General features: G+C 60.1%; 24 protein-coding genes and 3 pseudogenes. 23 read left to right on the plus strand and 4 right to left on the minus strand.

The genetic code is table 11. From position 1 onward, the window contains the following. Positions 1-139: 139 nt before the first annotated feature. Both AS189_RS08675 and AS189_RS08680 read left to right on the plus strand, forming a co-directional pair. Positions 140-1,501 (plus strand): ammonium transporter, encoded by a 1,362-nt coding sequence (locus AS189_RS08675; RefSeq protein ID WP_062287580.1) that lies wholly within the window; start codon positions 140-142, stop codon positions 1,499-1,501. Then, a complete protein-coding gene (locus AS189_RS08680) occupies positions 1,498-1,836 on the plus strand; it encodes a P-II family nitrogen regulator (RefSeq protein WP_062287583.1) in 339 nt (112 codons plus the stop codon). The genes AS189_RS08675 and AS189_RS08680 overlap by 4 nt, the downstream gene beginning before the upstream one ends. Positions 1,837-1,963: 127 nt before the next feature. Here the strand turns inward: AS189_RS08680 and AS189_RS08685 are convergent, their stop codons facing one another. After that, a complete protein-coding gene (locus tag AS189_RS08685) occupies positions 1,964-3,586 on the minus strand; it encodes a glucose-6-phosphate dehydrogenase (protein ID WP_237760016.1) in 1,623 nt (540 codons plus the stop codon). A 254-nt stretch (positions 3,587-3,840) separates the two neighbouring features. Between AS189_RS08685 and ffh the strand changes: the two genes are divergently transcribed. From ffh to AS189_RS08755, 14 genes are all read left to right on the plus strand, one after another. Then, positions 3,841-5,415, plus strand: coding sequence for a signal recognition particle protein (ffh, locus tag AS189_RS08690; RefSeq protein ID WP_062287585.1), 1,575 nt, complete (start codon positions 3,841-3,843; stop codon positions 5,413-5,415). Between the two features lie 197 nt (positions 5,416-5,612). Next, the gene (locus tag AS189_RS08695) at positions 5,613-6,314 is read left to right on the plus strand and encodes an alpha/beta fold hydrolase (RefSeq protein ID WP_062287588.1); all 702 of its coding nucleotides are present in this window, start codon (positions 5,613-5,615) and stop codon (positions 6,312-6,314) included. Between the two features lie 60 nt (positions 6,315-6,374). Then, positions 6,375-6,851, plus strand: coding sequence for a GNAT family N-acetyltransferase (locus AS189_RS08700; RefSeq protein ID WP_062287591.1), 477 nt, complete (start codon positions 6,375-6,377; stop codon positions 6,849-6,851). Between the two features lie 85 nt (positions 6,852-6,936). Further along, positions 6,937-7,818 (plus strand): VOC family protein, encoded by an 882-nt coding sequence (locus AS189_RS08705; protein ID WP_062287593.1) that lies wholly within the window; start codon positions 6,937-6,939, stop codon positions 7,816-7,818. Between the two features lie 61 nt (positions 7,819-7,879). After that, the gene (locus tag AS189_RS08710; RefSeq protein ID WP_062287596.1) at positions 7,880-8,332 is read left to right on the plus strand and encodes a hypothetical protein; all 453 of its coding nucleotides are present in this window, start codon (positions 7,880-7,882) and stop codon (positions 8,330-8,332) included. 418 nt (positions 8,333-8,750) lie between these two features. Beyond that, on the plus strand, positions 8,751-9,158 hold the full coding sequence (gene rpsP, locus AS189_RS08715; protein ID WP_062287600.1) for a 30S ribosomal protein S16: 408 nt from the start codon (positions 8,751-8,753) through the stop codon (positions 9,156-9,158). Position 9,159: 1 nt separating this feature from the next. Beyond that, positions 9,160-9,402 (plus strand): RNA-binding protein, encoded by a 243-nt coding sequence (locus AS189_RS08720; protein ID WP_062287604.1) that lies wholly within the window; start codon positions 9,160-9,162, stop codon positions 9,400-9,402. 146 nt (positions 9,403-9,548) lie between these two features. Then, the gene (gene rimM, locus AS189_RS08725; protein ID WP_062287608.1) at positions 9,549-10,127 is read left to right on the plus strand and encodes a ribosome maturation factor RimM; all 579 of its coding nucleotides are present in this window, start codon (positions 9,549-9,551) and stop codon (positions 10,125-10,127) included. After that, on the plus strand, positions 10,127-10,924 hold the full coding sequence (trmD, locus tag AS189_RS08730; RefSeq protein WP_062287611.1) for a tRNA (guanosine(37)-N1)-methyltransferase TrmD: 798 nt from the start codon (positions 10,127-10,129) through the stop codon (positions 10,922-10,924). Before rimM ends, trmD begins: the two co-directional genes overlap by 1 nt. Positions 10,925-11,173: 249 nt before the next feature. Further along, positions 11,174-11,533, plus strand: a complete 360-nt coding sequence (rplS, locus tag AS189_RS08735) for a 50S ribosomal protein L19 (protein WP_062287614.1) — start codon at positions 11,174-11,176, stop codon at positions 11,531-11,533. Positions 11,534-11,550: 17 nt separating this feature from the next. Continuing rightward, positions 11,551-12,237 (plus strand): signal peptidase I, encoded by a 687-nt coding sequence (lepB, locus tag AS189_RS08740; RefSeq protein WP_062287617.1) that lies wholly within the window; start codon positions 11,551-11,553, stop codon positions 12,235-12,237. A gap of 95 nt (positions 12,238-12,332) precedes the next feature. After that, a complete protein-coding gene (gene lepB, locus AS189_RS08745; protein WP_062287619.1) occupies positions 12,333-13,202 on the plus strand; it encodes a signal peptidase I in 870 nt (289 codons plus the stop codon). Continuing rightward, positions 13,202-13,885 carry a ribonuclease HII gene (locus tag AS189_RS08750; RefSeq protein ID WP_062287621.1) on the plus strand — a complete coding sequence of 228 codons (684 nt, stop codon included), beginning with the start codon at positions 13,202-13,204 and terminating at the stop codon, positions 13,883-13,885. The genes lepB (AS189_RS08745) and AS189_RS08750 overlap by 1 nt, the downstream gene beginning before the upstream one ends. An 84-nt stretch (positions 13,886-13,969) precedes the next feature. After that, a complete protein-coding gene (locus AS189_RS08755; protein ID WP_062287623.1) occupies positions 13,970-14,302 on the plus strand; it encodes a DUF2469 domain-containing protein in 333 nt (110 codons plus the stop codon). A 112-nt stretch (positions 14,303-14,414) separates the two neighbouring features. Here AS189_RS08755 and AS189_RS08760 read toward each other — a convergent pair whose 3' ends face one another. Next, positions 14,415-14,792: a winged helix-turn-helix transcriptional regulator gene (locus AS189_RS08760; RefSeq protein WP_129587203.1), complete on the minus strand. Its 378-nt coding sequence runs from the start codon at positions 14,790-14,792 to the stop codon at positions 14,415-14,417. 124 nt (positions 14,793-14,916) lie between these two features. Here AS189_RS08760 and AS189_RS08765 point away from each other — a divergent pair, with 124 nt between their 5' ends. The 7 genes and pseudogenes from AS189_RS08765 (at position 14,917) to AS189_RS08800 (ending at position 22,140) form a co-directional block, all read left to right on the plus strand. Further along, positions 14,917-15,561 carry an NAD(P)-dependent oxidoreductase gene (locus tag AS189_RS08765; protein WP_062287629.1) on the plus strand — a complete coding sequence of 215 codons (645 nt, stop codon included), beginning with the start codon at positions 14,917-14,919 and terminating at the stop codon, positions 15,559-15,561. Between the two features lie 275 nt (positions 15,562-15,836). After that, positions 15,837-16,193 (plus strand): YraN family protein, encoded by a 357-nt coding sequence (locus AS189_RS08770; RefSeq protein ID WP_062293305.1) that lies wholly within the window; start codon positions 15,837-15,839, stop codon positions 16,191-16,193. Further along, positions 16,193-17,745 (plus strand): annotated as a pseudogene (locus tag AS189_RS08775) (YifB family Mg chelatase-like AAA ATPase). The gene AS189_RS08770 and the pseudogene AS189_RS08775 overlap by 1 nt, the downstream one beginning before the upstream one ends. A gap of 206 nt (positions 17,746-17,951) precedes the next feature. Next, the gene (locus AS189_RS08780) at positions 17,952-19,178 is read left to right on the plus strand and encodes a DNA-processing protein DprA (RefSeq protein ID WP_062293308.1); all 1,227 of its coding nucleotides are present in this window, start codon (positions 17,952-17,954) and stop codon (positions 19,176-19,178) included. Between the two features lie 296 nt (positions 19,179-19,474). Next, the gene (locus tag AS189_RS08790) at positions 19,475-20,281 is read left to right on the plus strand and encodes an LCP family protein (protein ID WP_062287635.1); all 807 of its coding nucleotides are present in this window, start codon (positions 19,475-19,477) and stop codon (positions 20,279-20,281) included. Positions 20,282-20,523: 242 nt separating this feature from the next. Continuing rightward, positions 20,524-21,382 (plus strand): annotated as a pseudogene (locus AS189_RS20990) (tyrosine recombinase XerC). 254 nt (positions 21,383-21,636) lie between these two features. Then, complete coding sequence (locus AS189_RS08800; RefSeq protein WP_062287637.1) at positions 21,637-22,140, plus strand: DUF3145 domain-containing protein; 504 nt, start codon at positions 21,637-21,639, stop codon at positions 22,138-22,140. A gap of 240 nt (positions 22,141-22,380) precedes the next feature. Here the strand turns inward: AS189_RS08800 and fabF are convergent. Together fabF and AS189_RS08810 are read right to left on the minus strand one after the other, a co-directional pair. Further along, positions 22,381-23,639: pseudogene (gene fabF, locus AS189_RS08805) on the minus strand (beta-ketoacyl-ACP synthase II). A 123-nt stretch (positions 23,640-23,762) separates the two neighbouring features. Further along, a complete protein-coding gene (locus tag AS189_RS08810; RefSeq protein WP_038462997.1) occupies positions 23,763-24,008 on the minus strand; it encodes an acyl carrier protein in 246 nt (81 codons plus the stop codon). Between the last annotated feature and the right edge of the window lie 80 nt (positions 24,009-24,088).

Below are 24,088 nucleotides of genomic sequence, written 5' to 3' on the forward strand. Positions count from 1 at the left end.
CTGCTGGCCCAGATGTAACGTGGTGGAAACTTTACTCACTCCGTCGCGAAACACGGGTGAACTTTCATTGTAAGAGTCCAAAGTACACAGCTTCGTAAGCCGAGGCAGTCAACAACTCTTGCAACGAAAGGCCAGCTCAATGAACACTGGCGATACAGCATGGGTCCTCATCTCAGCAGCCCTAGTGTTGCTGATGACCCCGGGACTTGCATTCTTCTACGGCGGCATGACTCGTGCCAAAGCCGTCCTGAACATGATGATGATGAGCTTCGGTGCCATTGGTCTTGTCGGCGTTCTCTGGGTCGTCTTCGGTTACTCGGCCGCCTTTGGAACTGATGTAGGCGGGGGACTACTGGGCAACCCGTTGGAGAAGCTGGGGCTGCAGGGCGTCCTTGATACCGGCGACGGGGCGCCACTAGTTGGCACCATTCCTGAAATTGTCTTTGTTGGCTTCCAAGCCGTCTTCGCCATTATTACCGTGGCCCTAATCACCGGCGCCATCGCTGACCGTGCCAAGTTCGGCGCGTGGATGACCTTCGCTGCCATCTGGGTCACTGTGGTCTACTTCCCCGTAGCGCACTGGGTGTTCTCTTTCACTGAAGATGCTAACGGCAACCCCACAGGTGGTTGGATCGGCCAAGGCATGGGAGCCATTGACTTTGCCGGTGGAACCGCCGTACACATCAACGCAGGTGCCGCGGCTCTGGCGCTCGCCCTGATCCTGGGTCGCCGCAAGGGCTTCGGCAAGGATCCCAGCCACCGCCCTCACAACCTTCCCTTCGTGATGCTCGGTGCCGGCCTCCTCTGGTTTGGTTGGTTCGGATTCAACGCCGGCTCCGCGCTCGGCGCCAACGCCGTAGCCGGTTACGCCTGGATCAACACCCTTGCTGCCCCAGCCGCAGCAATCCTCGGCTGGCTGGTCGTTGAGAAGCTCCGTGACGGACATGCCACCTCACTCGGTGCCGCTTCTGGTGCCGTGGCCGGTTTGGTAGCCATTACCCCGGCATGCTCGGCACTGACTCCCATGTGGTCCATCGCGCTGGGTCTGTTGGCTGGTGCAGTGTGCGCCCTGGCTGTTGGCTTGAAGTACCGTCTGGGCATCGATGACTCGCTCGACGTCGTCGGCGTGCACTTGGTGGGTGGCCTGGTTGGTACCTTGTTCATTGGTCTTGCTGCCGATCCCAACTCTCCCGCAGCCGGACAGGGCCTGTTCTACGGCGGCGGACTGGAACTCCTCGGCAAGCAGGCAATTGCCGCTGGAGCAGTCATGATCTACTCGTTCGTCATCGCCTACGCCATTGGCTGGGTCATCAACAAGACCATGGGCTTCCGGATCTCATCCGCCGACGAAGCAGCGGGAGTGGACGTATCAGTCCACGCCGAGTCCGCTTACGACTTCGGTGGCCGCGCCACCGGCAGCTTCGTGCCGATGACCGAGAAGCGAAGCGTCACCTCCGAGCCCGCAACGCCAGCCACAACCGAAGTAAAGGTAGACGCATGAAACTGATCACCGCCATCATTCGGCCCGAACAGCTGGACGACGTCCGCAACGCACTAGAAAGCTACGGAGTGCAAGGTCTGACTATTAGCAGTGCACACGGCTACGGGCGTCAGCGCGGGCACACCGAAGTTTATCGAGGCGCCGAATATGCAGTGGACCTTCATGCAAAGGTCCGTATTGAAGTACTCGCTTCAGATGAAGTGGCGTGGGATTTGATGGACGTCATTGTTGGCAGTTCCAACACCGGTAACCCGGGTGACGGCAAGGTATGGATGGTGGCCGTGCAGGAAGTCATGCGCGTACGCACCGGAGAACGAGGCGTCGCCGCCATCTGATTCAACTCATCTAAGAAAAGAAGCAGCAGCTGCACCCAAAAATTCGGGTGCAGCTGCTGCTTCATTTGACGGTTAAGCCATGGCCAAATCACGGCTAGAGAGCCAAGGCTGGCCCAGAGCGATCGTCTTAGTCGCCGCTGGTTGTCCACGCTTCAGGGCCATTAGAGCCGGCCACGTATTCCTCCATGGGAACGGCTGCCGACTTCCAGGCGGCGAATGTTGGCTCCACGATCCGCCAGCATTCCTCAGCGGTATCGCCTCGGACCGAGAGGAGCGGGTCCGCGCTGAGTACGCCGTCGAGCACTTCACCGTAGGGCAACAAGGGATCGCTACCCAGAACAGCGTCCAGCTGGACACGGTCCAGCGTGAAGAGATTGCCAGGACCAATAACGTCCAGATCTAGCGAGAGAGTTTCTGGTCCGAAACCAATATGCAGACGCGTGGGGGAGTCCGTGCCCTTGAAGCCAATCGGCAGGTGGGGGACAGCCTTGAACGTAACCACGGCTTCCTTGCGGGTCCGGCCCAAGGCCTTCCCGGAACGCAAAATGAACGGCACCCCCGCCCAACGCCAGTTGTTTACATAGACCTCAACTTCGGCCAGAGTCTCGGTGCCGTTGGCGGGGTCTACGCCTTCCTCGGAGAGGTAGTCGGGGACCTGACGGTCGCCAATGCTGCCGCTGGTGTAGCGGGCCCGGCGAGAGTGGGTGGCGAAGTCGGCACTGCCTTGTGGGCCGATGGTACTGGCACGCAGCACGGCGGCAATGTTGGAGCGTACATCGTTTTCGCCCAATGTTGCTGGGGGCTCCATGGCCATGATCGCCATGATTTGCAGCAGGTGGCTCTGGATCATGTCACGTCCAGCGCCAGCGTGATCGTAGTAGCGGGCCCGGTTTTCCAAGGTCAAGGACTCATCAAAGATGATCTCCACCTTTTCAATATGTTCGCTGTTCCAGGAGTGTTCCAGCAAGCGGTTGGCAAAACGAAGGCCAATGACGTTCAGGACGGTCGATTTTCCGAGGAAGTGGTCCACCCGATGGATGTGGTCTTCGGGAACCAGCTTGGCGAGCGTGGCGTTGAGTTCCCGGGCCGATTCGGCGCTTGAGCCGAACGGCTTTTCCATGACCAGGCGAGTACCAGAAGGAAGATCCTTCTTCAGCAACACTTCACAAGCCTTCTGGCTCACGGCCGGCGGCAAGGCAAAGTACAAAGCCACCGGGCCCTCGATATCGGCGAGGAACTCGCCCAAGGCGCCCTTGGCCGTCACGTCGAGCTGGTGATAGCTGCTGTCTTTTTGAACGCTTTTGAGTTCCGTGATGCCTTCGGCGGTGGATCCTCCGCCGGGCTTTCCATCCGATTTTTCATCCGGGACAAGCGAGGCCGTAAAGCTCTCCGTGAGCCGGTCCTGCCATTGTTGGGCCGTCCAGGCATCGTTACCGGCGCCCACCAACTTCAGCCCGGGGGCTCGGCCCGAGGCAATGAGCCTGGCAACACCGGGCAACAAGAGCCGACCGGTCAAATCGCCTGATGCCCCGAGGATTACGAGACTCTTGATCCGCTCAGCTGAGCCGCCAGCGGTAGCCGGGGCCGCATCAGGGTTCGGGAGATCAGTCTTGATCCGCTCAGCTGAGCCGCCAGCTGAAGCCGGGGACCCGGCGTCGTGCTGGGCAGGGGAGGCAGTACTTGCAGTATCTGTGTCAGAAGTGGATTTCATCACCACTTCAGCATGCCACCAATCGTCACGGTTTTTCATGGTGTTGCGCCTGTGCGGGGCGGAAATTTTCCCCGTGGCGCAATTGCCAATGTCGAAGCAGAATGTGCAGCGAAGAGTCGGCGTAGTTGGTACCCTTGATAGTTGAGTCCCTCAGGAAAGGGAGTGGGACGGTGTTAGTGCCGTCCCGCCGTTCTCATCCTGACTAACGTAAATTGCCGCGTTCATGCGCGGGCCGGCCACAGGCTGTCCCGCGCGGGCGTTGGTTAATCCCTGACGAAAGAAGTACCCGGCGCGTGTTCAACTCCCTATCTGACCGGCTGACAGCAACTTTTAAGAACTTGCGTGGCAAGGGACGGCTGAGCGAGGCCGACGTCGATGCCACAGTGCGCGAGATCCGCCGCGCCCTCCTGGACGCCGATGTTGCCGTGCCCGTGGTCCGCGCGTTCACCGCCAAGGTCCGCGAACGAGCCCTCGGCTCTGAGGTTAATGACGCGCTGAACCCGGCGCAGCAGATTGTGAAGATCGTCAACGAGGAACTCGTTGCCATCTTGGGCGGGGAAACCCGGCGCATCAATCTGGCAAAGAACCCGCCCACCGTGATCATGCTGGCAGGTCTGCAGGGTGCTGGTAAGACCACCCTCGCCGGAAAACTGTCCAAGTGGCTCAAGGGCCAGGGACACAGCCCGCTCTTGGTCGCGGCGGATTTGCAGCGCCCCAACGCCGTCAAGCAGCTGCAGGTCAACGGTGAGCGCGCAGGCGTTCCCGTATTTGCTCCGCACCCGGGCGTGTCCAGCGAGTTTGAATCCGCCACGGGCGATCCCGTAGCAGTCGCCATGGCCGGTTTGGCCGAGGCCAAGTCCAAGCTGCACGACGTTGTCATTGTTGACACCGCCGGCCGCCTGGGTATTGACGCCGAACTGATGAAGCAGGCTGCGGACATCCGCGCCGCCATCAACCCCGACGAGGTCCTGTTCGTCATTGACGCCATGATCGGTCAGGATGCCGTCAACACGGCACAGGCGTTCAACGAAGGCGTCAACTTCACCGGCGTTGTGCTGACCAAGCTCGACGGCGACGCCCGCGGTGGTGCCGCCCTCTCGGTTGCCTCGGTGACCGGCAAGCCTGTTATGTTCGCCTCCACGGGCGAGGGCCTGGACGATTTCGAGCTGTTCCACCCGGACCGTATGGCCAGCCGCATCCTTGACATGGGTGACGTCCTCACCCTCATCGAGCAGGCTGAAAAGAACTGGGACAAGGGCGAAGCCGAGCGGATGGCGCAGAAATTCGCCGACCAGGAAGACTTCACCCTGGATGACTTCCTGTCTCAGATGCAGCAGATCCGCAAAATGGGCTCCATGAAGAAGATGCTCATGATGATGCCCGGTGCCGCCGGCATGCGTCAGCAGTTGGAAAACTTCGACGAGCGCGAGATTGACCGCGTCGAAGCTATTGTCCGCTCCATGACCCAGCACGAGCGTGTTGCGCCCAAGATCATCAACGGTTCACGCCGCGCCCGTATCGCCAAGGGTTCCGGCGTGCACGTTTCCGAGGTCAACGGCCTGCTGGAGCGTTTTGGCCAGGCCCAGAAGATGATGAAGAAGATGGCTCAGGGCGGCGGCATTCCCGGCATGCCTGGCGTTGCTGGCCCCGGCGGCTTCAACAGTGCCCGCAAGGGTAAGCAGGGCGCCAAGAAGAAGGCTCGCTCCGGTAACCCGGCCAAGGCTGCTGCCGAGTTGAAGGCCGCGCAGGAGAAGGCCAGCGCACCCAAGGCTCTGCCCACGGGAGCTGCTTTCGGCGCCGGCGCGCAGGACTTCGATCCGAGCAGCCTGAATCTGCCCAAGGGATTCGAGAAGTTCCTCGGTAAGTAGTTCTTGGTTCGGAGGGCCCCGTCCGCGTTGTTAACTTACGACGCCGGACGGGGCCTTTTGCGTTTCAGGGCCTGGTGCTCGAGTCTGACGGACCCCCGCCGAGTCCGACGCAGCGCTACGTCTGACTCGACGGCTCTCCGTCGGTCTCGGCGAAGTGGGCGTGCGGGAGTGTCAGGCCCATCAGGTAACCTGCATCAATGAGTAAAACCCGGATTGTGTTTGTCCACGGCATGGATAGCTATGGAGCCGCTGCCTGGCCAGCCCAACACCTCCTCGCCGGTCACTACGATTGTCTCTTTCTCAAGCGCACCGGATTTGACGCCGTCGCACCTGTCGCCGCAACTGACTTTGCCGCCGATGCCAACATTGTCATTGAGGCACTCGGCCACGGCGGGCACGTGGTGGCCCACGCCCAAGGCGCAGTGGCCGCCATGATGGCAGCGGTGCAGCGCCCTGATCTGGTCAGGTCGCTGGTTTTAATTGAGCCCTTGTTGCCGTCATTGACAGCCGAACTGCCGGCCAGCGCGGCGTATTCACAGCGCGTGGCGGAATTGTTCGCCCGTTCCGCGAAGCTTGGCGATGCCGAATTCCTCATGGAGTTCAACACTTTGCTGGCGGTTACCACGGCAGGAGCCGCGGAGCCTGTGGCTCGCCGGGCAGCCCGGGCGAGGCTGCAGCTGCCGTCATCGGCCGCCCCGCTGCTGATCATTGCCGGAGTACCCACTTTGGTGCTGACCGGTGGTTGGGAACCGTTGTATGAAGAGGTTGCCGGTTACTTGGAGAGCACCGGCGCCAAACATGTTGTTCTACGAAGCGGGCACAGGCCTCACGATACCGCTGCTGGTGCAGCACAGATTGAACAGTTTATCGAGGCTACGGAGCGCAGCGCCGTACATTAGGAGGACGCTGATCCGGCCTGAGCCATTCTGATTGTCACACCCAGCGGCTAGTCTTCTGAGATGTTGGAAATCCGCCCGGCCGCCTTGCCTGAGTTTGCCCTGCTTCCTGCCATAGAGGCCGAGGCAGATGCAGCCTTTGAGGCGCTGGATCCGCCCATATCCATTGCGGACTTTCCCGCCCCGGACTCGGCACAGGATTACGCCGACGCCTTTCACATCATGGTTGCGGGGCGTCCACCGGCCGGTTTTGTCAGGCTGGAGATCGTCGATGGCCAGGCCCACATGGCTCAATTGTCGGTGAGCCCGCAGTATGCGCGGCAGGGGATTGGGCGCCAGTTGGTCAACGCCGCAATTGCGTGGGCCGCCGAGGCCGGGTTTCACTCCATGACGCTCACTACCTTTGCGCACATCCCGTTCAATGGACCCTTTTATACCAGTTGCGGCTTTAGTGAGCTTCCCCACGAGCAGTGGACAGCAGAGCTGGCAGAGTTGCGCCACCACGAGGCTTTTTGGACGCCAAGGGAGCCCGGATCGTGATGAGAATAAAATTAACCCCACGGGAATAGGTTGAAGCTTCAAGTAGTTTGCTACTATAGGAACAACAACAAACCTTGGAGACATCATGACTGTACAAAACGATCTGCTTTCCGCCGACCTCACCATGGGCACCGTGATGCTCAAGGTTGGCGACATGACACTAATGAGCAACTACTACCAGAAGGCCCTCGGGCTTGATGTGGTTGCCGAAGCCGACGGCGGCCAGTACTTGGGTCGCGGCAACACCCCGCTCGTGCACCTTCAGCCGGCCGGTGGCCTGCATATTCCCGGCCGCGGAGAGGCTGGACTATTCCATACCGCGTTGCTGTTCGATGATCAGGCGTCCCTGGCCGCCACCGTGGCTACCGCAGCCCAGTACAGCCCGCAAGCCTTTGCTGGCAGCGCCGATCACCTGGTGTCCGAAGCCTTCTACTTCACCGATCCTGAAGGCAACGGCATCGAGCTCTACTGGGACCGCCCCCGCGATGCCTGGACCTGGAGCAATGGCGAAGTTGACATGGACTCACTGGCCCTTTCACCCCAGCACTACCTGCAGCAGCACCTGACCGAAGAGGCTGTTGTTGGTCAGCGCCAGTCCGCTGCCGACATTGGCCATGTGCACCTGCAGGTTGGGGATATCAAGACGGCTGAATCTTTTTACGTTGACACGCTCGGCTTTGAGAAAACCTCTGGTTTCCATGGCCAGGCACTGTTCGTCTCCGCAGGCGGCTACCACCACCACATGGCCATGAATGTCTGGAATAGTCGCGGCGCTGGTCCCCGCAAGGACACTCTGGGGCTGGGTGAGGTGCTCATTCAGCTTCCGGGTAAGGACGACGTCGGCGCCTTGGCGCAGCGTTTGACTCACCACGGCATTGCCGTCGCCAACACCGGTGCCGAGCTCCGCTTTGATGATCCGTGGATGAACAAAATTCGCGTTAGTGTTGGTAGCGGACAGTCCGTCTAAGTAATCAGCGGGCGCCCCGGCACCGGAAACGGGCCGGATCACCAACTTGAAAGGCTTCTGCGTGGCCAATTACTCTGAGTTCTTCATTGCCGACCATCACCAGGCAGTCGCTCGTGCCAAAGCGCGGCAGTCCGGAAAATCGCCCCAGATCGATGTGCCGGTACTGCCCACACCCGGACTGAGCGACTTTGAGATTGAAGTACTTGGCGAACTTGCCGTCAAGAAAGTCCATGCAACAGGTGTTGCTGCCGAGCTGAGCCTGGTCGACATTGAGCTGGACACCCTGTTCGCTGTTCCGGACGCGCTGTTGGAGGTCTTTGCAGAGCTCAATGCACCTGAAGATCCCGAAGAGGTCGTGGAGCTGGCTGCTCAGTGGGCTGCCGCCGAGGAGATGGAATCCACTCCCGAGGTCACCGAGCCGCTACTGCGCGCGCTCACCGCCATGGCTGCCGCTGCCCTCTCGGCCGCTGAGAACAACGCCAAGATGGGGCTGTTCTACTACTCCGCCGAGTGATCCCCAGCCGCTCCCACCGCTCGCAATCTCGCGGCGGGTCCCTCGCGGCTGTGGGCCCTCGCGGCGGGTCCCTCGCGGCGGGTCCCTCGCGGCTGTGGGCCCCCGCGGCGGGTCCTTCGCGGCTGTGGGCCCAGCCCATTTCGGAAATGACACCGATCCTGCTTCTTGATCCCGAGATCATGACGCGGGATCGGTGTCATTTTTGCGTTTGGGGCGGAGTTGAGCAGGCCATTTGTCAAACGTGGCCAGTAACACGTCGCCATGGGTAGAGATTATCTGGCATAATGGACAGGTACTCGATCCGCATGGCCCCTCTCTCCGTGTGATGATCCTGTCCTTAGAAGTCCGCCGCACGGCCCGCCCCACGGGAGCGTAAAACGGATTTCGTCCCCTTTTCGAAACAGGAGTAACCACAAAAGTGGCTGTAAAGATTCGCCTTAAGCGCTTCGGCAAGATGCGCGCCCCGTACTACCGCATCGTCGTCATGGACTCACACTCAAAGCGTGACGGCCGTGCCATCGAGGAAATCGGTAAGTACCACCCCACCGAAAACCCGTCCTTCATCGAGGTCACCAGCGACCGCGCTCAGTACTGGCTCTCCGTCGGCGCTCAGCCGTCTGAGCCTGTTGCCAAGATCCTGAAGATCACCGGTGACTGGCAGAAGTTCAAGGGCATCAAGGGCGCCGAAGGCACCTTGAAGACCAAGGCTCCGAAGGTAGCATTCGTTGCTCCTGAGGCCAAGAACGTTGTCATCAAGGAAGCCATCACCAAGAAGGCCAAGAAGGCCGACGAGGCAGAGGCAACTGAGAGCACCGAGGCTGAGTAGCTTGCTGGCCGAAGCGCTGGAGCACCTGGTTCGCGGGATTGTTGACTCTCCCGAGGACGTCAAGGTGAGCGTCAAGAACAACCGCCGCGGGGAATCCCTCGAGGTGCGAGTTCATCAAGACGATCTGGGCCGGGTTATTGGCCGTCAGGGTCGCACCGCACGTGCATTGCGCACTGTGGTTGCTGCTTTGGCCAACGGCGAGTCAGTACGTGTTGACGTTGTTGACACGGACCGCCGCCACTAACCTGCCCGGAGCTTGCGCAACTGCAAGGTTGCGTGAAGATTTTCAGCAGTGAAGCCAAACGTTTGGCCCCGGCACCATAATGGTGACGGGGCCAAACTTTTTTCCCAATTTTTCAGCATTTAGTCAGCAATAACTTAGGAGTTCCCATGCAGGTCCAGGTCGCCCGGATTGGCAAGCCCCACGGCATCAAGGGTGAGGTCACCGTATTGGTCCTCACCGACGCCCCCGATTCCCGCTTTGCCGTCGGCTCCGAGTTCGTGGTGGAACCGGCAAAGCTCGGCATCTTGACGGTCAAGAGTTCGCGCTGGAACAAGGACATCTTGCTGCTGGGCTTTGAAGGCACCAACACCCGCAATGACGCGGAGTTGCTCCGTGGCGCCACCATGTTCTTCGAATCAGATGATGACGAGGACGACGACGCCTGGTACGAACACGAGTTGCTGGGCCTTGAAGTTCGGGTTGGCACCAACAAGGTGGGCAAGGTGACCGGGTTGCGGACCCAGGCCGTGCAGGACCTGCTCATCGTTGAAGATACCGAAGGTGATGAAGTCCTGGTGCCTTTCGTCGACGAGATCGTCCCCGAGGTCAACATCGAGGAAGGCTATGTGCTGCTCACCCCGCCGGCCGGCCTGTTCACCGTCAACAAGGACGCAGCGGAAAACGATGAAAGCGGCGAAGCTGCCGATCTCGACGGTGCTGATGGTTCAAAAGGATCGCCCGAGTAATGCGGTTTGACGTTGTCAGTATCTTCCCCGAATACTTGGCCCCCCTCGATCTGAGCCTCATCGGCAAGGCCCGCACCGAGGGCCTGCTGGAGCTTGTGGTCCATGACCTGCGCAGCTACACGGCAGATCGCCACCGCACCGTCGATGACACTCCGTATGGTGGTGGCGCCGGCATGGTCATGAAGCCGGAACCGTGGGCCATGGCCCTGACGGATATTGCCGCTTCTTCTCCCGCGCCCGACGGCGTATTGCCCACCTTGATTGTTCCCTCGCCTGCCGGTGAGGTATTCAATCAAGCGTTGGCCTATGAACTGGCCGAGACCGAACACTTGGTCTTCGCCTGTGGCCGGTATGAGGGCATTGACGAGCGAGTCTTGGAATGGGCCGCAGATGATTACATTGTGCGTCCCGTCAGCCTAGGCGACTATGTGCTCAACGGCGGCGAAGTAGCTGTCTTGGCGATGGTGGAAGCCATTGGCCGTCTGGTGCCCGGCGTGGTTGGTAACCCGGAATCCCTCATTGAGGAATCCCACTCCGATGGCTTGCTCGAGTACCCGGTCTACACCAAGCCTTCTGTATGGCGCGATCGAGAAGTGCCGGACGTGCTGCTCAGCGGCAACCACGGCAAGATCGCTAAGTTCCGCAAGGAACTGCAATTGCGCCGCACCGCCGATCGTCGTCCTGACCTCATTGACGTTCTTGACGTCTCTAAGTTCAGCAAAGCGGATCGCAACGTCCTGTGGGAACTGGGGTACGCCGTCGTCGATGGTAAGGCAGTTCGCCGAGAAGACGACTAAAGTGTGAGGAAATCTCATGCCGGGGCCTGCCCTGATTAGCTTGACGGCCATCAATATGGCAAAATAAGTAGAAGTGCCTACTGGGCGCGCTCCTGCCACAGGGGGAGCGATCGTCAACAGGGCGGCACACTGGTATTCCATCCATGGAATCCGGTCCAATTCTTTCGTTCTCCATGACTGGCCTCGTGCCGTCCGTGGAAAATGTGACACAAAGCAAATGACCTGTGGCGTTTGTCTGGAGTGAGAAAAATGCAGATTCTCGATTCTGTTGACGCAGCTAGCCTGCGCAGCGACATCCCCGCCTTCCGTGCCGGCGATACCGTTAATGTTCATGTGAACATTATTGAAGGTTCCCGCTCACGTGTTCAGCTGTTCAAGGGCTTCGTCCTGGGCCGCCAGGGTGACGGCATCCGCGAGACCTTCACGGTCCGCAAGGTCTCCTTCGGCGTCGGCGTAGAGCGTACCTTCCCGGTACACTCCCCGGTTCTGGACAAGATCGAAGTTGTCACCAAGGGTGACGTTCGTCGTGCCAAGCTGTACTACATGCGTAACCTGCGCGGCAAGGCTGCAAAGATCAAGGAAAAGCGCGACAACCTCCCCACCAAGTAATAAAGGGGAGTCGCACTTTGGCTCAAGCGAAACGCCAGTCCAGGAAACTGGGCTGGCGTTTTGTTGTTCTCGCAGTAGTTATCCTCTTTATCTTCATGGCGTTGGTTCGCAATGTGTGGATGGATGTCTACTACATTCCTTCCGAATCAATGGAACCACTGGTCCTCACCGGTGACCGTGTGCTGGTCTCCCGTCTGGCTTTCACCAACAAGCCCATCGAACGTGGCGATGTGGTCCTCTTTGACGGCAGAGGATCATTTTTGCCCTTGAAATCCGGAGCAGGTCCGGTGGCTGACGGCATTGTGGCAACTGGCCAATGGCTGGGCCTGGTGCCCAATGACAACATCTACGTCAAGCGCGTCTTAGGCGTTGCCGGAGACACCGTTAAGTGCTGTTCCTCGGATGGTTTGCTGGAAATTAATGGCGTCCCCGTTACTGAGAGTTACCTGTATCCCGGGGATGAACCCAGCGCGTTGACGTTCGAGGTCACTGTCCCAGAGGGTAAGTTGTGGCTTATGGGTGATCACCGTGATGTCTCGCTGGATTCGAGGTCCTTATTGGGCTCACCTGGCGGTGGTCTGGTTTCAACTAACAGGGTCATTGGAACACCCGTCGCCACGGTGTGGCCATTGGGCCGGATACACATGCTGGACACTGATGCGGGGGCAAGCCCCAACGGCACAAGTAAAAGTGGCTTGCCGTAGGCATCACCTCGGTAGTGGCCCCCTCTCTCCGTCCCGAGCTCTTGCCCGAGTGCGATCGCCCTTTCTGTGACCTGACTTTGCTAAGGATATAAACGTTGACGCAACACAGTGATCCCGAAGAAACCGATGAGCCGCACCCCACAGGGGGAGCCGATCCGGCTTCTTCAGATGAGCGGGTACGTCAAGATCTTCGGGCCCGCCATCTGGCGTCGGATCCAGCCGTTGAGGTGCCACTGACAACTGGTCAGCTGGTTGGTCGGCAGGCATTGGCGTGGGGCAAGGAGATCCTCACCATTGTGCTCATTGCCCTGGTGCTGTCCTTCCTCATCAAGACGTTCTTGTTTAGAGCCTTCTTCATTCCCTCCGGCTCCATGGAAAACACGCTTCAAATCAATGACCGAATCTTCGTGAACTTGTTGGTGCCCCAGCCCATCGGCCTCAAGCGCGGCGATGTTGTGGTGTTCAAGGATTCTCAGGGTTGGCTCAGTGAAGAGCCCGTTGCTAACAAACCCTCAGGTTGGCTCAATGACGTCGCCACATTCATCGGTCTGGCACCGGACAGCTCCCAGCAGCACCTCATTAAACGGGTCATCGGCATGCCGGGGGATAAAATCATTTGCTGCAACAGTGACGGCAAGCTCACTGTCAATGGCACTGCCATCACTGAGCCGTATCTCTTCCCCGGTGCGTCACCGTCGGACACAACGTTCTCCGTGACGGTTCCCGAGGGACACTTGTGGGTTATGGGCGATCACCGCAACAACTCCATGGATTCCCGCGCTCACAACAGTCTTAATAAGACCGGATTTGTCCCCATTTCAGATGTTGAGGGCAGGGCGGTTGTCATTGCGTGGCCGCTGTCCCGTGTGGGCATCCTGGGCAACTATCCAGATGTGTTCGCCGATGTTCCGGATCCCCAAAGCGAAAGCGTCAGTTCCCCAACTCCCACTCCGGCAGGCCCCTAATGGCGGCAGCGGCTCCCACCCTTGACTGGGAACGGGAGCTCGCGGCTCAGGGTTACCATGCGGTGGCTGGCTGCGATGAAGTGGGCCGAGGGTCTCTCGCTGGCCCCGTCAGCGTTGGTGTGGTCATCATCCACCCAGAGACCGCCGTGGAGTTGCCCGGGGTCAAGGACAGCAAGCTGCTACGGATTCCCGTCCGCGAGGCCCTGGTACCGGCCATCATTGAATGGGCGGACGCCAGCGCCGTCGGTCATGCAACAGCTTTGGAAATTGATGCGCTAGGACTCGTGGCCGCGCTACGGCTGGCCGGCACACGCGCCATGGCCCAGGCGGCGGCGTCGGTCATCCCTGACTTTGTGATTTTGGATGGAAACCAGGACTGGCTCTCCGTTCCGGTGCAGCGTGACTTCGACTTGTTCTCGGCGCATGAGCCGCAGGAACCAGAGGAAGCGCCGGCGCCATGGCGGCTTCAGACCCGTATCAAGGCCGATATGACGTGCATGTCGGTTGCTGCCGCTAGCGTCTTGGCCAAGGTGGAACGTGACGGCATCATGGCGGGGCTGGCGCAGCAGTTTCCGGCGTTCGGCTGGGACTCCAATATGGGCTACGGAACGGCTACGCACAAGGCTGCAATTGCTCAGTTTGGCCCCACCGACTATCACCGCCAGACGTGGCGGCTGCTCTAGTTTTCACAGCCGCGTGTGCCACTGTGGCCACCGGCGCGCGTGCCCCGTTCGGTATCTTGGCCCCGCGTGATGGATGATGGAGGCATGAGTGCTGAGGATCTGGAAAACTACGAAACCGAGATGGAACTGCAGCTTTACCGCGAATACCGTGACGTGGTGAACTTATTCAGCTACGTGGTGGAGACTGAACGACGTTTCTACTTGGCCAATCACGTTGATTTGCAGGCTCGCTCGGCAGACGGCGAGGTCTACTTTGACCTGACCCTGCAGGACGCCTGGGTGTGGGACGTCTACCGGACAGCACGCTTCGTGAAGAATGTCCGCGTGATCACGTTCAAGGACGTCAACGTCGAAGAGCTGATGAAGACCGATGATCTGCAGATCCCCAAGGACGGACAGCTGGGCAACTTCGGCTGATGCTCTAGGCTCTCCGGGCCTACCTTAACCCACTAAACGCCTGAGGGAAGGTCGACGACGAAACGTACGTTTCGTCGTCGACCTTCCCTTTGTTGCGGGTGGATTTAGGACACTATTTTTGAGGGGGCTGTTTGGCGTCGTAATTCTCGCGGGCACTCATGATGGTAGGCATATTTTCCTTGGCCCACGTCTCCAGGGCAAGGACCGGTTGGGCCAAACCGGTGCCCGATTCACTCAGCTGGTACTCCACGCGCGGCGGGATTTGGGCGAACATGGTGCGGCTGATCAGGCCGTCACGTTCCAGGCCCCGCAAGGTCTGCGTGAGCATTTTTTGTGATACCCCGTCCACCCGCTTAGCCAGCTCGGAAAACCTCAGCGGTCCCTGGCTCAAGGCACCCACCACGAGCACACTCCAACGGTCCCCGATTCGATCCAGAACTTGCCGGGACGGGCAGTTGCGATCGTAAGGATCCCACATTGGCTGATTCATTAGTCTTTTCTCCGCACTGATAGAACCCCCAGTCTATCAAAAGAAGTAACTAATGGTGTGTTACTCTCTTTTAGTAACCAATTGGCGGGGCGTGGACATGAGCCACGGACAAGGAGTAATCAGAATGGCAAAGATCAAGGTCATCGGCGGAACTGGGTACGCCGGGAGCAACATTGTCCGTGAGGGCGTCAAGCGTGGTCATGAGGTGACGTCGCTGAGCCGCAACCTGCCAGCGAACCCTGTGGATGGCGCAACGTACCTCACCGGATCGGTGTTGGATACAGTCTTCTTAGCGCAGAGCGTTGCCGATGCAGATGTTGTCATTGAGGCGCTTTCTCCCCGTGGCGAGCTGGAGGGCAAGCTGGAAGACGTTGTGGCGGAATTGTTGCCTCTGGTTGCAGCAGCTGGTGCACGTTTGGGCATCATTGGTGGAGCGGGCTCCCTGCAGGTTGCCCCGGGAGGCCCCCTCGTCATGGATACCCCAGGATTCCCGGCTGAGATCCTGCCGGAGTCACGGACAGCAGGACGCCTGCTGGAGATGGCCAAGGCAGCCTCTGCCGAGCTGGACTGGTTCTATGTCAGCCCTGCTGGCGGCTTCGGAGCCTTTGCCCCCGGTGAAGCTACCGGGGCCTACCGCACAGGTGGTGACGTATTGCTCGTTGATGACGCGGGCAACTCCAACATTTCCGGTGCTGACTTTGGACTCGCAGTGATTGACGAGGTGGAATCTGCTGCCCATCGCAACCAGCGTTTCACCGTGGCTTACTAACAACGGTGGCTAACTAACAACGGCTACTGGCGTTGCCACCTGATGCTGCTTATTATTCGGATTGACGATGGCCGAAAAGTGACAGGCCCAAAGTGCCCGGTCGGAATATTCCGGCCGGGCACTGGTGCGTCTGGGAACAGTATTGGCAGCAATAATCTGGCATTCTACGGACATTGATTCCCTCACAGCCAGTGCTGGCGGGCAGCTATCCACAATCGGGGGTTGAGGCCTTTCGGCGTTCCATGAAGCACGCCAAGCTGGCAGTGGAGGCAGTCATGAGAACAAAAGACATACTCGGCCAGACCGGTGAGCGGATGGCCGCAGATTACTTGGAAGACCGTGGAATCCGGGTCATCGACAGCAATTGGCGGTGCGCCAGCGGCGAGATCGATCTGGTGGCACTTGACGGTAGCGAGTTGGTCATTGTGGAGGTCAAGACGCGTCGCTCTCGCCGGTACGGCGACCCCTTGGAAGCCCTGACCAGGGCCAAACTGCTGCGGCTGCGTACCTTGGCCGTGTTGTGGGCGCGGCAGCACCACTACGTTGTTGGATCTCTGCGGATTGACGCGGTGGGCATTGTGATGGATCAGTGTGGCCCGCCCTCCATCGATCACCTCAAAGGGGTGGCCTGATGGGCATGGGAAGAGCCCTGTCAGTGGCGCTCGTGGGGCTCAATGGACACGTCATTGAAGTTGAGGCGGACATCGGCCAGACGCTGCCAAATTTTGTGCTGCTGGGACTTCCTGACGCCTCACTGAATGAAGCTCGAGAGCGGATTCGTTCAGCGGCTCAAAACTCCGGCATCCCGTTGAGTCGGCGTAAGATCACGGTGAATCTGGTGCCTGCATCGCTACCCAAAAAGGGATCAGGGTTTGACCTGGCCATTGTGATGGCCGCCTTGAATGCGGCCGGCAACGTGCGCCGCACCGGTGGCACGGTCTTCCTCGCGGAGCTCGGACTCGACGGGCGGCTGCGCCCCGTGCGTGGCGTGCTCCCTGCTGTCTTGGCTGCGTTATCTGCCGGGTGCAGCGAATTTGTTGTGGCTACGGCGAACCTGGCAGAAGCGCAGTTGGTGACGGGTGCCAAGGTCCGCGGTTACGAGAATCTAGCTCAAGTGGCCATCGATTTTGACGCCGATCCCAAGGACCTTTGTGGTGTTGACGGTGGCTGGACTGGTGGTAACGCCGAGTCCAAGGCGGGAATGTCCACTACCGCCGCGCAACCGCTGGCGGACCTGTCAGAAGTGGCGGGCCAGCCAGTGGCCCGCCTAGCGTTGGAGATTGCCGCGGCCGGGGGACATCACCTGATGATGGTGGGACCACCGGGTTCCGGAAAAACCATGCTGGCGGAACGGTTACCCGGGTTGCTCCCTGATCTCAGCGATGCAGAGGCCATGGAAGTCACCGCCATTCATTCTCTGGACAACAGGGGCTCCGGCCTGATGGAGCTGGTGCGCCGTCCGCCCTATGAACGGCCACACCACTCGGCTAGCACGGCGGCCATCATTGGCGGCGGAAGTGGCATCCCACGTCCGGGGGCCGCCACTCGCGCCCACAGGGGCGTGCTCTTCTTGGACGAAGCTCCAGAGTTTGATAAGCGGGTTCTGGACGCGCTGCGCCAGCCCCTCGAGAGCGGGGAGTTGGTGTTGCACCGCTCGGCCGGCACGGCGTCCTATCCTGCCCGTTTCCAGCTCGTGATGGCTGCGAATCCGTGTCCGTGCGGGAAGGCCACAGGCAAAGGGATTAATTGTGAGTGCACGCCCATGGCCCGGCGCCGCTATTTTGGTCGGCTCTCTGGACCGCTGCTAGACCGGGTTGATATTCAACTTCAGGTGACCAAGGTACAGCTGGCGCAACTAGCCGATTCCGGCCCACGAGAATCCAGCCAGCAGGTTGCCAGCCGCGTGCAACTTGCCCGCAACATTGCCAGCGAACGGCTAAAACCATGGGGTTTGGTGCACAATGCCGACCTCACCGGGAGAGTTCTGCGAGGACCCTTGCGGTTAGGTGGGCACAGCACAGCACTGTTGGACAAGGCCATGGGAACAGGAGTCCTCAGCGCCCGTGGCTACGACCGCGTCTTGCGCCTGGCATGGACCGTGGCAGACCTCCAAGGGCGCGAACGCCCGGCAGTGATGACGTGGGCCTGGCCCTGACATTGCGACAACGAGGAGAAATACCATGAATGGCATTGAGAGCATCAAGGGGCCAGCGACTCGGCAAGTACCCAGCGCACAGGATGGCCTAGCTGCACACGATGGCCCAGCTGCACCGGACAGCTCTATCGGATACACCCGCCCTGCCAGGCAGTCGGTGGCGCCCGGCATCGAGGCGCGGCAGAGCAGCTCCAACCGCTCCCTGCGTGTGGCCAGAGCGGCCTTGACCCGATTGATGGAGCCTTCGGATTTACCGGGGCTGGCACTCGTTCAAGTACTGGGGCCGCAGGAAGCGCTGTCCTTGATACAAAGTAGCGATTCCTCCAATGCCCGGGTCGAACAACTTGTTACGGAGGTTCTCAATGAGGCCGGAACCGAGCGTTGGACTGGCCTTGCGGAGGTGCTGACCCGGTGGCGGCCACGGCTGGCTGATGTGGCCCCTGAACGTGACCTGGCGACGCTTGCAAGACTGCACGGCCAATTACTGGTCCCAGAGGACCACTCCTGGCCCACGGCCCTTGAAGACCTCCAATTGGGGGCGCCACTTGCCCTCTGGTGCAGGGGCGACCACGCCCTCATCCCTGAACAAGAGAAGTGCATTGCCGTGGTGGGCTCTCGGGATAACACCAGCTACGGGGCCAATGTGAGTATGGAAATTGCCAGTTCATTGGTGCAGCGTGATTTCACGGTGATTAGTGGCGGGGCGTACGGAATTGACGCCCACGCCCACAGGGGTGCCTTGAGCTCATCGTTGGGAGCGACTGGAGCTCCGCTCCTGTCGCCACGGCATCCCAGTGGCGGCCGTGCACCTGGTCAGGGCGATGATGGATACGATTCCCCCGACGGGGCACCGCCCACTATTGCGGTCATGGCCGGGGGAGTGGATAGGTTCTACCCCTCCGGGAATGAGGATCTATTGCGCACTATTGCCGAGCGCGGGCTGGTCATCGCCGAAGTCCCTCCGGGAACCAACCCCACGCGGTACCGCTTTCTGCAACGTAACCGTCTCATCGCTGCACTGTGTTCGGTCACGGTGGTGGTGGAGGCCCGCTGGCGGTCAGGCGCGCTGAACACTGCACATCATGCAGAATCCCTGAGTAGATTGGTGGGTGCCGTGCCCGGTTCTGTGTACTCGGCAAATTCTGCTGGCTGCCACCGACTGCTCAAGGAAGGCTCAGCCGTGTGTGTCACGGATGCCGCTGACGTTGCAGAGCTGGCAGGCGGCATGGGCCAACACCTTGCTGTTGAACCCCATGTTGACCCGGCCCTGCATGACGGATTGGGAACCTCGGATCTGTTGCTCCTCGATGCCCTGCCGCTGAGGACGGCAACAACCATTGAGAAGCTCTGCGTGGTGGCGGGACTAAGTGCGGCAACGGTCCTTGCAGGGTTAGGCCGGCTCGAGGCTCTCGGCTTAGCAGAACGGCTTGCCGGCGGCTGGAAGCGCACAAGCCGGAAGTGACGGCGTAGGTGGTGGAGCAATGATCCTGCCCGGCCACAGACAAAACCTTGGGGCGGTGGCATTATGAGCCTATGAGCATCGATGCGGAGCATGCTGTCCCGCCCGCCGCCGGCGAAACACCCGGAGGAACATTTGCTTGGTTTCCTGGCGCTCTTTTTGGCGGCAGCTCTGGGCAGTGTGGCGTTCGTTGCCAATCTTGGTCATACCTTTGACACGCAGACGCACAAGATTCCCGAGGCTTTCCTAACGAGACGGCTCGGCCGATCAAACCCACGGCGGGTCCTGCTGCCCAAGCCATGAACATCTTGCTGCTGGGTAGTGACAGCCGCGGGGATTCCGTGGATTTGGCAGAAGGCGGCGATCCCTCCAATCAACGCTCTGACACCATGATGTGGCTCAACTTACCGGCCGATCGGAAGCACCTCTACCTGATGTCCATCATGCGCGACACGTGGGTGGATATCCCCGGCGTTGGGCCAGCTAAGATCAATGCCGCCATGGCCTACGGCGGAGTTCCGCTAGTCGTGCAGACCCTGGAAGGGATGTTCAAGACCAGAATTGACCATGTTGCCATAGTTGATTTTGAGGGATTCAAGTCCATCACCGACGCCCTTGGAGGAGTGGAGGTGAATGTGCCGCTAGACTTCGCGTCCTTGAGCGGGCAATTCGCATTCAAGGCTGGTCCGCAGAAGCTCAACGGCGATCAGGCGTTGGCGTTCGTGCGTGAACGGTATGCCTTCGTCGATGGAGATTACCAGCGAGTCAAGGACCAACAGATCTTCCTGAGGGCCATGCTGAACGGGGTCCTCTCGGCCTCAACGTTGACCAATCCCCTGAAGGTGACGGATTTAGTGGGAAAAATTTCGCTATACGTCAGTGTGGATGCCAGCCTGGATTCCGGCACGATGGGTGCCTTGGCGCTGAGCCTGAAGAATATCCGTGGATCCGATGTTCTCACCTTTACCCTGCCCACGCTGGGCACCGGGAACAGTGCGGACGGTCAATCCATTGTCAACAGGGACGATTCTGCCATAGCCACCATCGGCAAGGCACTGGGCAATGACACTCTCGGGGCCTACCTACAGTCTGCCGGTCTCGGCTAGGCCACACGTCATATGCCCAGCCCAGGCCCTTCCCTCCGCAACCAATACCGGCTGTAGCCCAAATCGGCTCTAACCAATACCGGCTCTAGCCCTTTCCTCCGCAACCAATACCGGCTGCCGCGGCGGGGCAACTTGCCACCGGCTGCAGGCTGGCGCACAGTGGGGGTGTGGATTCAGAAGAACGCGCCGCCCTGCCGCCAGCATTAGCCCAGGCGGCCGCTGCATTTGAGCGCTACCTGCGTATGGAGCGGGGCCGTTCCGAACACACCATCCGGGCATACCTGGGGGACTTGGACGCCTTGCTGATCCATGCCGTTGCTGATGGGAATACCGCGGTTGCAGACCTGGAGCTCGGTTCCCTGCGCCGCTGGCTCGGTGAACAGAACACTGCAGGCTTGGCCCGGTCTACCCTCGCACGGCGTGCAGCAACGGTCCGCAGCTTTACTGCGTGGGCGTTGCGCGAAGAACTCATCACCGTGGATCCGGCTCTGCGCTTGAAGGCCCCTCAGCGGGAGAAGAAGCTACCGGCCGTCCTGCAGCAACAACAAGTCCAACGGCTGTTGGATGATCTGATCGCGGCCGCACAGACTCGGACCCCGTAGCCATCAGGGATCTGGCCATGGTTGAGCTTCTCTATGCCACCGGCATCCGTGTGGGCGAGCTGGCTGGCTTGGACGTGGATGATATAAATCGTGAACGACGCACCTTGAAAGTACTCGGCAAGGGCAACAAGGAACGGACAGTTCCCTTTGGCGTTCCTGCTGACCGCGCCCTGGGCGACTGGCTGGACTTCGCCCGAGCAACATTACTCAAGCCAGGCACCGCAGCTGCACTCTTTTGGGCAAACGCGGGGGCAGAATCGATCAGCGAGCAGTACGCACAGTGGTGGATAAGCTGTTGCAAGCCATGGGGGATACCTCCGCAACAGGTCCCCACACACTGCGCCATTCAGCGGCTACACACCTGCTCGACGGCGGAGCCGACTTGAGAGCAGTCCAGGAAATTCTGGGGCATACTTCCTTAGCTACCACGCAGCTTTACACCCACGTTTCGGTGGAACGCCTGCGCGATAGCTACCGCACGGCCCACCCACGGGCCTGATCACGCAGACGCACAAGTCATTACGGTGGCGTAATCAGCCCGGCTACGGCACAATGAGAAGAAGTAAAAGCCATACAATCGAAAGATAACTATGGGCAGGTTCATAAAGCGGATCGATAGCCCAGAAAAAGCCCAGACAATTCTCAAGAAATTTAGCTAAAACGGGACCACAAGGCTCCCGTGCATGACATGTTCCGCCTGCATCACGCAAGAAGGTCGTTGGGGAAGACGCACCTACTGCTATGGAGGATGGAATGAAGGTCGTATCAACGCGCGGTGTTTTGTTCGTGCACTCAGCCCCGGCTGTCATGTGCCCGCATATCGAATCATCCATCGCAGCCGTGATGGAACAGCGCTCGGACTTGCAGTGGACTGTACAGCCCGCAGCGCCCAATGTGCTGCGCACGGAAATAAGCTGGCAGGGTCCTGCCGGGACCGGTGCCCGGCTGGCTTCGGCTTTGCGCGGATGGGCCAACGTTCGCTATGAAGTCACCGAGGATCCCAGCCCCGGCGTGGACGGCTCACGCTGGTCCCACACTCCCGAGCTGGGCATCTTCCACGCCGTCACGGACGTCCACGGAAACATCATGGTCTCCGAGGACCGGATACGGTACGCCTACGAGGCTGGCAAGGGAGATCCTTCCATCGTCTACCAGGAGCTCTCTTTGGCTCTAGGCGAGGCTTGGGATGAGGAACTGGAACCGTTCCGTCACGCCGCTGCAGGTGCCCCTGTGCGGTGGTTGCACCACGTAGGCTAATCAGCCAGACCTCCGCATAGCGGACTTGCCATGGAAATCCTCCCCACAGCAAGTCACTCATCGCGAGGCGCCCATAGCGATGCACCAACGACGGCGGCGCTCACCTCTAAAAGGTGAGCGCCGCCGTCGTTGGTTATAAGGACTGAAACGGCACTGGCCACCAGCCGTCCGCCTAGCCCTCGCAAGAAATCGAGAGGCTGGGCGGATCAACGGGTGGCCAGTGGAGAAGGCAGGAACAGACTAAGCCATCTCAACCTTGGGACCGGTGCTGCGGATGGCCACAACAGCGTTGTGTCCGCCAAAGCCGAAGGAGTTGTTCAGCGCCAAGATCTCGCCCTCAGGAAGTTCACGCGGGGTACCGGTGACAACATCCAGGGGATTTCCGGGTCCTGGTTTTCCAAGTTAATGGTGACCGGGGCCAGACGGTGGTAGACGGCCAACGCCGTCAAGACCGACTCCACAGCGCCAGACGCGCCGAGTAGGTGGCCCATCTGGGACTTGGTGGCCGAGACGCACACGTTGCTGAGGTGATCGCCCAAGGCAGCCTTCAACGCTGTGTACTCCGGCTTGTCACCAACGGGAGTAGACGTGGCGTGAGCGTTGACGTGGACAACATCCTCGGGCAAGGCTCGCGCGTCGTACAAGGCACCCTTGAGGGCGCGAGTGGCACCCAACCCCTGGGGGTCTGGAGCCGTGATGTGGTACGCGTCAGCGGTCACCGCGGTGCCAGCCAGCTCACCGTAGATGCGGGCGCCTCGGGCGAGAGCGTGCTCTTCGGCTTCCAGCACCAGAGCGCCAGCGCCTTCACCCATGACAAAGCCGTCACGGCTGATGTCGTAGGGCCGTGAAGCGGTCTCGGGGGAGTCGTTGCGCTTGGACAATGCCTGCATGGCGGCGAAGGAAGCCATGGGCATGGGGTGGATCGCTGCTTCGGCGCCACCGGCCATGACCACGTCGGCTTTGCCCGAGCGGATCAGTTCCAGCGCAATGTGCAAAGCCTCGGTCCCTGATGCACAAGCCGAGACGGGGGTGTGTGCACCGGCGCGGGCGCCGAGGTCCAGGCTGACAGCAGCGGCCGGGCCGTTGGGCATGAGCATGGGGACCGTCATGGGCAGAACGCGGCGGGGTCCCTTTTCACGCAGGGTGTCCCACGCATCTAGGAGGGTCCAGACGCCGCCAATACCGGTTGCGAAGGCCACGGCGAGACGGTCGTGGTCGACCTCTTCGATGCCGGAGTCCTTCCAGGCTTCACGGGCGGCTACAACAGCAAATTGAGTTGAGGGGTCCATACGCTTGGCTTCAACGCGGCTCAGGACGTCTGTGGCAGGAGTTGAGGCCTTGGCTGCGAAATGTACGGGAAGTGCGTACTTTTCCACCCATTCATCGGTCAGCGTGTGGGTGCCGGAAACACCTTTCAGGGCGTTCTTCCACAGGGTGGGGACGTCGCCGCCAATGGGCGTGGTGGCGCCCAGGCCGGTGATGACTACTTTGCGGGCCATGGTTCAACTCTCTACAAAAGTTTCGGGGGCAATGATGGGTGTTGTGGTTGGCCGGTCTCAGGGAGGGTCCGGCCAACCACAAGGACCAGTGCCGCTTGCGCGGACGGGTCTGCAGGGAAGCTATTAAGCCTGTGCGCCTGCGATGAAGCTGACAGCGTCGCCAACGGTCTTGAGGTTCTTGACTTCCTCGTCCGGGATCTTCACGTCAAACTTCTCTTCAGCGTTGACCACAATGGTCATCATGGAGATGGAGTCGATGTCCAGATCATCCGTGAAGGACTTGTCCAGCTCTACTGCCTCAGGGGCAAGGCCGGTCTCTTCGTTGACGATTTCGGCCAAACCGGCCAGGATTTCTTCGTTGCTAGCCATTGATGGCTCCTTTTCATATTTTTGCTGTGATCAAGGTATTGATCGTTCAGGCATATTGATCACCCTCAAATAAGGGGGAC

The sequence above is a fragment of the Arthrobacter alpinus genome, from assembly GCF_001445575.1.
GTDB classification, from domain to species: domain Bacteria; phylum Actinomycetota; class Actinomycetes; order Actinomycetales; family Micrococcaceae; genus Specibacter; species Specibacter alpinus_C.